This is a genomic window from Halomonas sp. M1 (assembly GCF_029581375.1).
In the GTDB taxonomy this organism is placed as follows: domain Bacteria; phylum Pseudomonadota; class Gammaproteobacteria; order Pseudomonadales; family Halomonadaceae; genus Vreelandella.
This window is the reverse complement of the sequence record NZ_CP121119.1, coordinates 3504846-3515471: the sequence shown is the minus strand read 5'-3', so window position 1 is coordinate 3515471 and position 10626 is coordinate 3504846. Positions and strand designations below refer to the sequence as shown.

General features: G+C 54.8%; 13 protein-coding genes and 1 pseudogene. 2 read left to right on the top strand and 12 right to left on the bottom strand.

All coding sequences use genetic code 11. The features are described 5' to 3' along the window. Positions 1 to 144: 144 nt before the first annotated feature. The 5 genes from P8S54_RS16140 to P8S54_RS16120 form a co-directional block, all read right to left on the bottom strand. On the bottom strand, positions 145 to 765 hold the full coding sequence (locus tag P8S54_RS16140) for a hypothetical protein (protein ID WP_281442557.1): 621 nt from the start codon (positions 763 to 765) through the stop codon (positions 145 to 147). A gap of 91 nt (positions 766 to 856) precedes the next feature. After that, positions 857 to 1708: a nucleotide-binding protein gene (locus P8S54_RS16135; protein WP_281442556.1), complete on the bottom strand. Its 852-nt coding sequence runs from the start codon at positions 1706 to 1708 to the stop codon at positions 857 to 859. Between the two features lie 125 nt (positions 1709 to 1833). Continuing rightward, a complete protein-coding gene (locus P8S54_RS16130; protein WP_281442555.1) occupies positions 1834 to 2265 on the bottom strand; it encodes a hypothetical protein in 432 nt (143 codons plus the stop codon). 548 nt (positions 2266 to 2813) lie between these two features. After that, complete coding sequence (locus tag P8S54_RS16125) at positions 2814 to 3149, bottom strand: zinc ribbon domain-containing protein YjdM (protein WP_009100498.1); 336 nt, start codon at positions 3147 to 3149, stop codon at positions 2814 to 2816. A gap of 98 nt (positions 3150 to 3247) precedes the next feature. Further along, positions 3248 to 3814 (bottom strand): pyridoxamine 5'-phosphate oxidase family protein, encoded by a 567-nt coding sequence (locus P8S54_RS16120; RefSeq protein WP_281442554.1) that lies wholly within the window; start codon positions 3812 to 3814, stop codon positions 3248 to 3250. A 173-nt stretch (positions 3815 to 3987) separates the two neighbouring features. Here P8S54_RS16120 and P8S54_RS16115 point away from each other — a divergent pair, with 173 nt between their 5' ends. Then, entirely contained in the window at positions 3988 to 4956 is a 969-nt protein-coding gene (locus P8S54_RS16115) for a putative zinc-binding metallopeptidase (protein ID WP_281442553.1), read from the top strand. A gap of 5 nt (positions 4957 to 4961) precedes the next feature. On the opposite strand, the pseudogene P8S54_RS16110 reads toward P8S54_RS16115, so the two are convergent. From P8S54_RS16110 to trpB, 6 genes and pseudogenes are all read right to left on the bottom strand, one after another. Beyond that, positions 4962 to 5857: pseudogene (locus P8S54_RS16110) on the bottom strand (dihydrodipicolinate synthase family protein). A 21-nt stretch (positions 5858 to 5878) separates the two neighbouring features. After that, a complete protein-coding gene (locus P8S54_RS16105; RefSeq protein WP_281442552.1) occupies positions 5879 to 6199 on the bottom strand; it encodes a hypothetical protein in 321 nt (106 codons plus the stop codon). Between the two features lie 42 nt (positions 6200 to 6241). Continuing rightward, entirely contained in the window at positions 6242 to 6526 is a 285-nt protein-coding gene (locus tag P8S54_RS16100) for a type II toxin-antitoxin system RelE/ParE family toxin (protein ID WP_281442551.1), read from the bottom strand. Then, positions 6516 to 6767 (bottom strand): type II toxin-antitoxin system prevent-host-death family antitoxin, encoded by a 252-nt coding sequence (locus P8S54_RS16095; RefSeq protein ID WP_281442550.1) that lies wholly within the window; start codon positions 6765 to 6767, stop codon positions 6516 to 6518. Before P8S54_RS16095 ends, P8S54_RS16100 begins: the two co-directional genes overlap by 11 nt. A gap of 112 nt (positions 6768 to 6879) precedes the next feature. Further along, positions 6880 to 7698, bottom strand: coding sequence for a tryptophan synthase subunit alpha (gene trpA / locus P8S54_RS16090; protein ID WP_281444121.1), 819 nt, complete (start codon positions 7696 to 7698; stop codon positions 6880 to 6882). A gap of 56 nt (positions 7699 to 7754) precedes the next feature. Then, the gene (gene trpB, locus P8S54_RS16085; RefSeq protein WP_281442549.1) at positions 7755 to 8972 is read right to left on the bottom strand and encodes a tryptophan synthase subunit beta; all 1218 of its coding nucleotides are present in this window, start codon (positions 8970 to 8972) and stop codon (positions 7755 to 7757) included. 122 nt (positions 8973 to 9094) lie between these two features. Between trpB and P8S54_RS16080 the strand changes: the two genes are divergently transcribed. Beyond that, positions 9095 to 9988: a LysR family transcriptional regulator gene (locus tag P8S54_RS16080; RefSeq protein ID WP_281442548.1), complete on the top strand. Its 894-nt coding sequence runs from the start codon at positions 9095 to 9097 to the stop codon at positions 9986 to 9988. Positions 9989 to 10015: 27 nt separating this feature from the next. On the opposite strand, the gene P8S54_RS16075 is transcribed toward P8S54_RS16080, so the two are convergent. Continuing rightward, positions 10016 to 10618 (bottom strand): glutathione S-transferase N-terminal domain-containing protein, encoded by a 603-nt coding sequence (locus P8S54_RS16075; protein WP_281442547.1) that lies wholly within the window; start codon positions 10616 to 10618, stop codon positions 10016 to 10018. Positions 10619 to 10626 lie beyond the last annotated feature (8 nt).

Below are 10626 nucleotides of genomic sequence, written 5' to 3'. Positions count from 1 at the left end.
AACCGACATCACTAGTTATAGTGGTGTCGGGTTTCGGCCAAGAGCGGCCTTTTAGGAGCCACTGATATAGCGTTTCAACGCTTGGCGCAACGGCGCAAGCTTGCGAGCGTCCGGCAACCGAAGGCTGCGAAATGCCGCTACTTGTTAAGTTCCATTTGCGATGGTTTCGAAGAAGCTTGTTACGTCTTTTAGGCATGGAAACTCTTCGAGATCACGTCCCCACATTTCACCAACATCCCTGTATAGAAGATAAAGGTATGGGTGATACTTTTTATAGAATTTCGTTAAATTTAATTCGGATATTCGTTCAAATGAGGCGTGACCTGAAATCTTGTTTCTGTAAGTGCGAAAGTCCTCCCCAAAATTCTCTGGAATTGGCAGTAAGCCTTCATAATAAGAAATATGATTTTCCCAACTTGGGGCTCTTCCTTGGCTAATCCGGTCTATCCTTGCTCTAACAACTCTGTGAGCATCACCAGTTAACAGTAAGTCAAGATACTCTGTACGTTCTGGGCCTCGCTTATTAGTAATACTGGTATTTCCAGCATCTCTTGCATGGCAAGCCATTAAAAACTCATACAAATGATGGATAAAATATGAATATGCATTATAGGCCCGATAAGAAATTTCTTTATTTTGGCCTGAAAGAATTATTCCTTCCGCTGTGACTCGAAATCTCTCAAAAGCATCTCTGCACTTATAATATTCATGCGTAATTGCTTTGCAGTGATCTGAATCCGTTTCCGTACCTATTTCGATTCGCACGACTCCTCCTGAAACTTAACGCTTGGCTCTGCGGCGTGCCGGAGCGCAGTGTAGGCACGTCCGCCAGCAGCCACTTGTTATGTTCCGACATCTAAATTAATGACTCAGCATTGACTGAATAGCCTGCAGCTTTAAGCTCTTTCAGCAATGACATTTTCCAGGCACCAGCATCATCTAATGATGTGTACACTACACCACTAATGTCATTAGGCGTTTCTATATCACCTTTCACGAATGCCGATACTTTAGAGCGACCTAAATGCCCTAAAAAGTAGCCATGTTCAAATACAACATTCTGCCTCGCCCTAGGATGAGGGGTTGCATCAGGTTTATTAGAGCCACCAAAGTCACAGGGAGTGTAGAGAATTACCGCGAAGCCTACTCCGTTATATGACTCAATCTTTTCGATAATGGTCATTCCCGAGCTCACTTGCTCATGCAAGATTACTGGTTCCAACCCTGCCTTCTCGATGAACCTAGCCATTTGTGTTTTTGCTAAATCATCATGACCGTGAACAACGAACACTTTCTTTTGTGCGTCTTTAGCGATTACAAGTGAGGTATCTGAAGACTGATTTTGAGTTTCTGCAAGCTCAGCCCTTTTTTGCTTTACCAATTCTTTAGTGACATCACTTAATCCTTGATTCCCGCGAACAACGCCAGGAGCTATTGGCACATAAAAAACACCAGGAGGCACTCTATTTCTCTCTGCATCAACCAAAGAACTTATTGGCTGCGAAGAAGATTTAATAATCAAAGAGTGAACATTTCCGAAATCTATTTGCCTACCAGAAATGTACAGTTCTTTCTTTTTAACATAAGGCTCTATTACATCTTCATATAACTCGTCTAAGTCTTGGCAGTCGTACCAGTACTCGCTATTTCGCTTTCCTTTCGAGTCGACTTCGGTTGTTTCTAATATTACGTGATAATACTTATTCAAAACTTTTCCTCATGGGCTACGGTGGCGACGAAGTGAACATAACGCCCGCAGCACGCGCGACTTTGTAATGGAGGCGCAGCCGGAATGAAGAATCCGTCGCTGTGCCTGCGATGGTTATACACTGGTCACTCCAATAGCTGATCGAGCTTCTTCTTTACGAAATGTTCTAACAGTTTCTGACTACCATCGAAAAGGACTCTGAATGGGGCGTCTTTAAGTTCCGAGCGAAGCTTGATCAAAACTTCTTTGTTTTGTAATGCGTTGGCGAAATCATGACCCGACTGCGTAAGTCGTATAGGCGTTGATACAAGCCTGACCCCACCTCCGGCGCCAATCGTAATGCCAAGTGACTTGAGGCCGTTTACTTGAAGATCACGGTTACTGATCAATCCATTCTCTGCAGCCAACTGAAAATGGAAAAGGAACTTTTCATCCAAACCGGTTTCCCCGGCGATCTTTATTCCAGAGCGTTCAATTTCGGGAACTGAAATATGGGCGGTATCTGCCTCTAGGAAGACATCTAGCAGTCGCGCCATGTAGTCCAAATCAATACGCATTTCGTCCTCTGTAAGTGCGGGCTATTGTGTATAACAGCGTATTAGACAGCGCGTTCTATGATTGAATGAACGTGTTGGCACTTTTGTCCAGCAAATGCAGCCTGCCAGATTTTCCCAAGCCTATGATTCTTATAGCCATTAATTTTCATTAGGCTATATATACAAAACTCGCGCGCCTGCTGCATTTCCCGGCATGACCGCTCAGGGTCGAAAAGAGCCATTCGTATATCTTCGCACGTGAAGTGACGGGTAACCGCTCTCGCAGCGTCCAAACGTATTGGTGCTTTTTATAGTTTACTCAGCAAAGTGCCGTTAGCCTGCACTTGCATACGCTGCTTGCTGGGTTTAAGCGTTATACAAGCATCCTGCGTCGTCAATTCCTTATGTCGTCGTTCGCTCTAACACTTCGAGATTACCAGCTAATTTAGGTTAAGCCTACCTTGCCGAACGAGCCTTTAGTTGGTAACTAATGCTTAGCTTGCGCTAGCAGGGCCATGGGCTAAACCACCTCCCACTGTGCTGGCTGCCCTGTTGGCCTAACGTGGTCGTCAAGCTTTCTTCACGAACTGCGCTGTCACCATCATGTCGCCTGCGCCGTCTACTTTGCAGTCTAGCTGGTGGTCTTTGCCCTCTTTTAGCCGTTTGATGACGGCTTTGGTGCCGATCTTGAGCACTTGGGAGCTGCCTTTTACCTTGAGGTCTTTGATCAGCGTGACCTTGTCGCCTTCGGCGAGCGGCGTGCCGTTGGCATCGGCCACGTTCACGGCCTCTTCGGCGGCGGCTTCTTCAGGGTTCCATTCGTGGGCGCATTCGGGGCAGATGAACAGGCGTTGGTCCTGATAGACAAATTCGGACTGGCAGCGGGGGCATGGCGGGCAAGACATAAGCAGTGGCTTCTGTGGTGAATGAGCGGGTGATGATACTGAGCCAGGGCAGCCTTGGCGACTGGGGCGTGGCGGTGGCCGTTTGCGTTGCTAGCGCGTTAGGGAACCACCCACTGCCCTGCCCAGCCGTCTTCACGCGTAAACAGGGCGCGGCGGTGCTGCGGGCCGAGGTGCAGCGCATCGATGGTGTTGACCTGGAGTAACAGCACGGCGAAGGCCTGCTGATCCGGCGTTTTGGTGTACGCCAACGCATCGGTAATTGGCTCGCCAGGGGCAGGGCCACAGCTGTAAGCACTTCGCGAGTGTTCAGGCACCCGCTGCCAGTGTTCGTGAGCAGCATCGCCGGTTAACACCGTCACGCTTGCCTCAATACGCGTTTGCAGATGGGCGGTGGCATCCCAAACGTGGAGCGCGGCAACGGGCGTGGTGTGTAGTGCCTTTACCTTATCTGAATGCACGTCTGTGTATAGCGTGAGTGTGGCGGCCTGTTTGTCTGCACCGCGCAGCACTACCGTGCGTGCCTGGGGCATGCCGCTTGGGCTGACGGTTGCCAAGGTAGGATGCCGCGCGGGTGCGTGGCGGTCGTGTACGCCGCGAATCAAGCGTGACCACAGGTGGTCGTGAAGCTGTGGCAGCGTGTCGGCCCAAGGGTGGCGTGGTTGCATAACATGTCACCTTAGCTGTGGATTGTTGTTTGGGATGATCAATTTATCATTGCATCACGGCGCAAGTGGCAGAATGTGGGTTTATCGCAATAGAGCAGGCTCTGCAATCGCCGTTGGCTTAACCGTGCCTCAGCTCCTAGACTGTAAGCTCATTTCTTTTGAGTTACCGACCTATGCGTGTTTTTTCTAATCCGGTCGGTGCCGGTTCACTCTGGTTTGATAATTTGGTCACGGCGGATGGCGTGCCGGTGGCTTATGACCCCCAAGCACGGGCGTTTATTCCCATGCCGCCCTTCTGCGCCAACCGCGACGTGATTGGCTGCAACTGGATTGCGCCAAAGCAGGGCGAGTTCTGCCGTGCCTGCGCGATGACGGCCCTAGCGCCAGACCCGTCTATTGCAGATGCGATCCCCAACTGGGCGCAAACCGAAGCGGCCAAACGCTGGGTAATCGACAACCTTGGCCGTTGGAACTGGTTTCGCCCGGAAGACCCAGGCGCACCGCCGGTATTTCATATGCTGGCTGAAGGGTCGATCCCGGTGCCCATGGGGCATGTGGGCGGCGTGGTGACCATTAGCGTCGCGGAAGCGGATGCCGTGCTGCGTACCACCCGTAAAGAGGCGTTGGATGAGCCTTACCGCACGATGATTGGCCACATGCGCCATGAAATTGCCCACATGTTGTGGTGGCGGTTAAGCTTGCGGGATGATTTTCTGGATGCGTTTCGTGAGATGTTTGGCGATGAGCGGGAGGATTACCCGGGGGCATTGCAGCGGCATTATCAAAACGGCCCGCCTGCGGATTGGCGGCAGCGTTTCCTGTCTACTTACGCCTCTTCCCACCCCCACGAAGATTGGGCAGAAACCACCTCACACCTGCTGCACCTGACCGATATTACCGACAGCTTTGTGTCGTCGGGCATGACCTCTCCGGCCTTGCCCAACACCTATAACTGGGACGCCTACGCCGAGCCAGATGCTGAGCGGCTAATTCACATTGCCGCCTCGTTAGTGGCGGGCGTGAACCATGTTAACCGCTCGATGGGCCTGTCGGATCTTTATCCGTTTGTGCTTTCCGATGCGGCCATGCGCAAGCTTGCTTTTGTGCATGGCTGGCTGCGGCGCGGTGCGCAAGGGCTTTGAGCGATTTAGTGAAGCCCAAGCTCTTTAATCACCGCAGCGACCTTCTGGCGGGCTTCCCCTTGCAGGGTATTCAACGGCTGGGGCAAGCAGGGTTGGCTGGCACGGCCGGTGAGTTCAGCGATGGTCGCCGCCACCCGCAGGCTGCCGCCATATTCATTATACAGCGCCCATAGCGGCGCTAAGGCGTCTGAACGGGCTTGGGCTTGTTCGGCGTCTCCCGCTTGGGCGGCACGGGTCAGCGCCAGCGCAAGTTCTGGATAAAGCCCGCCAATCACCGAATACCACGCCTCACAGCCCGCCAGCAGGCCCGTGGCAGCGGCGGGGTCGCCGCTGATGCCGATGGTTACATCATCAGGAATCAGCGGCGACCCCGCCGCGCCACGCGGGCTTTGGCATCTTCTAGGTTGTTGGGCACTGGCGGAATCTTAATCGAGCGCACCTGGGGCAACTCGGCAATGCGCCCGTGCAGCTCGTCGCTGAACGTAAAGTGCGTGGTGCCTGGGTTGTCGTACACACACAGCGGCACGCTGATGGCCCGGCTGACGGTACTGAACAGGTTAAACACGTCGTCATCGGTGAGTTTTTGGTACGAAACAGGCGCTAACAGCAAGCCATTAGCACCGGCCTGTTGGGCATGTTCGGCATTGACCAGCACCTCGCGGGTGCGCAGCGCGCCAATGCCCACCACCACCGGCACCCCCGCCGCACTCTCCACACCCAGCTTGGCCACCCGCGCCCGCTCTTCCACGCTTAAATAGGCGTAGCTGCCGGTCGAGCCCAGCACGCCAATGGAATCCACCTGTGCTTGCGCCAAGCGGGCCACGAGCTGGATAAACTCCTGCTCGTTAATGCCCTGCTCATTCATGGGGGTTAGCGGAAACGCACTCAGGCCGGTAAACATGGCAGTGTCCTTTCAGAAGTTTTATTGACCGAAACTAATCCCCAAACGCAGTGCTTGCAGGCCGTCCAGCTGTACCGTGACCTCATCAGACAACAGCGGGTGGCCTTGCACGCGCACGTTGACCGCTGCCTGGGAGCCACGGTAGCTAACCGTAACGGCAATATTGGCGCTCTTACTAACGGGGGCCAGCAGGTCATATTCGACGTTATCCACGCTGACCGATGAAAGCCCACGGGCTACCAGCTGCTGCTCGACTTCCCGCTCGATCACTACGCCGTAGTAGAAATAGATGCCTGCGTAGCCAAGTCCCAGTAGTACCAACAATGAAAAGAGCTTGCCCATTATTTGCCTCTGTTTGTGGTCATTTGCACGATAGGTGATGGATTACATCCGGCGCTTTAGCGACGCGTAAACGTTGCCTTTGTCACGCTTACCCACAGCAATAACGTAGATAAACAGTTCATCATCCACTACTTCATAAACCAGACGATAGCCTACGCTTCGAAGCTTTATTTTGTAGCAGGCATCGAAACCACTGAGTTTATCGGCAGGCACACGTGGAGTTTCTAGCCTTTCAGCTAGCTTCTTTTTGAACTGTTGTTTGACGGGTGGGCTAAGCTTTTCCCACTCTTTCAAGGCCGCGGGCAAAAAGCGTAGCTTATAAGTCATCCAGTGATACCGTGACAGCCTTGTCTTTATCGGCGCGACGCCCTTCCACTAGCTTGGCCAGCTCGTAGTCTTCCAGCATCTCCATCATCGCCTCGTAAGTTTCTACAGGGACTAGGTAAGCGGCGGGCTTGTTGTGATTCAACACAGCAATGGGGGCACCGCTTGCTTGGGTCAGCAGTGCCGAAGGGTTTTTCTTTAGCTCAGAAATACTGACCGAAAAGTTAGCTAATACTTGGTGCATAGAAACCTCCTGAAGCCATAAAAAAGCTCCTTTTCTAGCCCTCATATTAGCTCTTTTTTTGCGACGACTCCAAGCGTTCGCTGTTTACATTCACCGCTCAACGATGCGATGCCTAATGCCTGCACCCTCTCACACTCTCCGCCAGCGCTTTCACCAGCCCATGCACCCGCGTCACGGCCTCTTCGCCGCTGCTGGCATGTTCGATGCAATCTACCAGCGCCGAACCTACCACTACGGCGTCGCTGAAGCGGCCAATGGTGGCGGCCTGTTCGGCGGTGCGAATGCCAAAACCTACGGCGATGGGCAGGGGCGTGTGTTCGCGCAGCTGGTTCACGGCGCTTTCTAGCCGTTCTGGCGTGGGTGCGCTGCCGCCGGTGACGCCCGCCACGGAAACGTAGTAGATAAACCCAGAGGCGTTGGCCAGCACTTTGGGCAGGCGCTTGGCATCGGTGGTGGGCGTAGCGAGGCGGATAAAATCGATACCGTGCTGTGCGGCGGGCTGGCAGAGCTCTTCGTCGTGTTCGGGCGGTAGATCTACCACGATCAGCCCGTCTACCGCGGCCTTGGCGGCATCGGTTAGGAAACGCTCAACGCCATAGCAGTAAATCGGGTTGTAGTAGCCCATCAGCACAATGGGGGTGGTGCTGTTCTGCTCACGGAACTGGCGCACCATTTCTAGCGTTTTGGCTTGAGTCTGGCCTTGTTCCAGCGCACGCAGGGCGGCTTTTTGAATGGCGGGGCCATCGGCCATGGGGTCGCTGAACGGCATGCCGAGTTCGATGATATCCACACCCGCTTCCGGCAGCCCGTGTAGCAGGCGGCGGGAGGTCTCGGCGTCCGGGTCGCCTGCGGTGAGGTAGCTCACCAGCGCCGGGCGGTTTTGTTGCTTGAGCGCGTCAAAGCACGCTTCAAGACGCGACGTTGTGTTCATGCTGCTCTCCTCCACTAGCCTGTTCTCCTCCACTACATTGCTCTCGCGTAGGGCGCTCATACGTTTTTTACTCCGAACTTATCGCCCAGGTGGTGGGCCACGCTCATCATGTCTTTATCGCCACGGCCACTGAGGTTGACCACCATCAGGTGCTCGCGGGGAAGCGTCGGCGCGCGCTTAGCCACTTCGGCCAGGGCGTGGGCGGTTTCTAACGCGGGGATAATGCCCTCTTGGCGGCAGCAGATTTGGAACGCTTCCAGCGCTTCGTCATCGGTGGCGGAAACGTACTCAACCCGCCCTTGCTCGTGCAGCCAAGCGTGTTCGGGGCCGATGCCGGGGTAGTCCAGCCCTGCGGAAATGGAGTGAGCGTCGATAATCTGGCCATCTTCGTTTTGCAGCAGGTAAGTACGGTTGCCGTGCAGCACGCCGGGGGTGCCGCCATTCAGGCTGGCGGCGTGCAGGCCGCTGTTAACGCCTTTGCCGCCCGCCTCCACGCCCACCATGTGAACGCTTTCATCATCAATAAACGGGTAGAACAAGCCCATGGCATTAGAGCCACCGCCCACGCAGGCAATCAGCGAATCCGGCAGGCGACCCTGCTTTTCAAGCATTTGAGTGCGAGTTTCGTGGCCAATCACCGCTTGGAAATCGCGCACCATGGCCGGGTACGGGTGCGGGCCTGCCACGGTGCCAATGATGTAGAAGGTGTCGTCGACGTTGGTGACCCAGTCGCGCAGCGCTTCGTTCATGGCGTCTTTCAGCGTGCCGGTGCCGGAGGTGACCGGCACGATCTCCGCGCCCAGCAGCTTCATGCGGAACACGTTGGGCTGCTGGCGTTCGATGTCGGTGGCGCCCATATAAATCACGCAGGGCAAACCAAAGCGGGCCGCTACGGTGGCCGTCGCCACGCCGTGCATGCCCGCTCCGGTTTCCGCGATGATGCGCTTTTTACCCATTTGCTTGGCTAGCAGCACCTGGCCAATGCAGTTATTGATTTTGTGCGCGCCGGTGTGGTTCAGCTCTTCGCGCTTGAGGTAAATACTCGCACCGCCGAAGTGCTCGGTGAGGCGCTCGGCAAAGTAGAGCGGGCTGGGGCGGCCTACGTAGTCGCCCTGAAAATAGGCGAGCTGGCGCTGAAATTCCGGGTCGTTTTTGGCCGTGGCGTACTCATCCTGCAGCTCAAGAATCAGCGGCATCAGGGTTTCCGCTACAAAGCGGCCACCGAAACTGCCAAACAGCCCGTTGGCATCGGGTAGGCTTAAAGGTTTGTTCATCACGACCTCTGCGGTATCGGGGCGATTTAAGTTGCCACGACGTTAACGCAGGCAGGTGGGAAGAAAAATCGATAAGATGGCAAGCATCTGTGAGTTTTACGCAACTATTGAAAGAGGCACCCATGCAACACAGCCTGCCGCCCTTAAGTGCGCTGCGCGCCTTTGAAGCCACCGCACGGCTAGGCAGCGTGACCGCCGCCGCCAACGAGCTAAGCGTTACCCACGGCGCGGTTAGCCGCCAGCTAAAGAGCCTGGATGAGCATTTTGGTGTAGCGTTATTTGCTAAAGCGGGGCGTGGGTTAGTACTTACTCACCACGGCGAGCGGCTACAAAGCGGTGTGGGGGAAGCCTTCGCGAAACTCAGAGATAGTTGCACCCTGCTCAAGCATGAGGTGGAAGAAGCGCCGTTTACCCTGGCTTGCCCCGGCAGCCTGCTGGCCCGTTGGCTGATCCCCCGTTTAGACCGCTTAAACCAAGCGCTACCGGAGCTAAAACTGCAAGTAGTGGTGAGCGATTCCGAGCAGCTCGGCACGCCTTCAGATGCCAGCGCGACCTTGGCATTTTCTGCACCACCTTGGCCTGTCGATGTGGAAGTGATCGAACTCATTCCTGAAGAGATTTGTGCCGTCCTCAGCCCGCGCTTGGCAGAAGCGTGCGATGGCTCTCATCCCACATCGCTGTTTACCAACAAACTGCTGTATACCGCTTCGCGCCCACAAGCATGGCCCCAGTGGGCTGCCGCTCAAGGGCTAGAAACCGCCGCGTTGGAAACGGCCCTCAAACAGGGCCAAGGCTTTGCGCATCTTTACTACTTAATGGAAGCCGCCGTGGCGGGCTTAGGGGTGGCTATCGCCCCTAGGCTACTGGTGGAAGACGACCTGAAAAGCGGCAGGCTGCTTGCCCCTTGGGGCAGCATCGAAACCCCGGCTAGGCTCTGCCTGTGGCTGCCCAAACACACCAACGCCCGCCGCAGCGAATCGCTGGCTAATTGGTTTAAGGAAGAACTGAAGATATAGCAGCGATGCACTCGCTGCTAATGCTGATTATGCAAAGGCGGTGCTCTGAAAGCTTTCTCGCGCCACTACCTTAGCGTGCCATGCCTGAAGCTGCGGATACGCTTCTTTCCAGTTCACCTCGGGCAACCTGAAGGCTAAATAGTCCAACGCCACCGCCGTGGAGATTTCACCAAGGGTGAGTGATTCGGAAAGCTGGTTTTGGTGAAGTTCATCGCCTAACTGTTTTATTAGACGCTGGATGGCACGCTGGCGTCTTAGGCCAAGTTCGCTTTGATCAATCTCAGCACCATAATGTTTTCGAGCGATCACCGTAGTGAAGGCGGCATCCATTAGGTTTTGCCCCAGCCCGGCTAGGTGCAGTACGTCAGCCCGCTGGGAGATGGGTACTATTGGCATGCTGGGGCTAACATCATCAAGATAAAAGGCAATCAGCAGCGACTCGCTGAGTGTTTTGCCATCCGGAGTAACGAGCGCCGGGATGCGCCCTGCGGGATTAACCGCTAGCAGCGCTTTGTCGTCTGCCCAGGGGTCACACCAGCGCAGCGTCACATCCTCCATGAGCCCTTTTTCCAGCAGGATGATGCGCGCCATACGCGCATAGGGGGACGTTGCGTTTAGAAAGAGTTCCATGCTTGCCT

Coding starts and splice junctions, on each gene's coding strand:
- trpA (WP_281444121.1), bottom strand. CDS start 7,698: ATGAACACAACGTCGCGTCTTGAAGCGTGCTTTGACGCGCTCAAGCAA.
- P8S54_RS16120 (WP_281442554.1), bottom strand. CDS start 3,814: ATGCAACCACGCCACCCTTGGGCCGACACGCTGCCACAGCTTCACGAC.
- P8S54_RS16125 (WP_009100498.1), bottom strand. CDS start 3,149: ATGTCTTGCCCGCCATGCCCCCGCTGCCAGTCCGAATTTGTCTATCAG.
- P8S54_RS16105 (WP_281442552.1), bottom strand. CDS start 6,199: ATGGGCAAGCTCTTTTCATTGTTGGTACTACTGGGACTTGGCTACGCA.
- P8S54_RS16095 (WP_281442550.1), bottom strand. CDS start 6,767: ATGCACCAAGTATTAGCTAACTTTTCGGTCAGTATTTCTGAGCTAAAG.
- P8S54_RS16080 (WP_281442548.1), top strand. CDS start 9,095: ATGCAACACAGCCTGCCGCCCTTAAGTGCGCTGCGCGCCTTTGAAGCC.
- trpB (WP_281442549.1), bottom strand. CDS start 8,972: ATGAACAAACCTTTAAGCCTACCCGATGCCAACGGGCTGTTTGGCAGT.
- P8S54_RS16075 (WP_281442547.1), bottom strand. CDS start 10,618: ATGGAACTCTTTCTAAACGCAACGTCCCCCTATGCGCGTATGGCGCGC.
- P8S54_RS16115 (WP_281442553.1), top strand. CDS start 3,988: ATGCGTGTTTTTTCTAATCCGGTCGGTGCCGGTTCACTCTGGTTTGAT.
- P8S54_RS16130 (WP_281442555.1), bottom strand. CDS start 2,265: ATGCGTATTGATTTGGACTACATGGCGCGACTGCTAGATGTCTTCCTA.
- P8S54_RS16100 (WP_281442551.1), bottom strand. CDS start 6,526: ATGACTTATAAGCTACGCTTTTTGCCCGCGGCCTTGAAAGAGTGGGAA.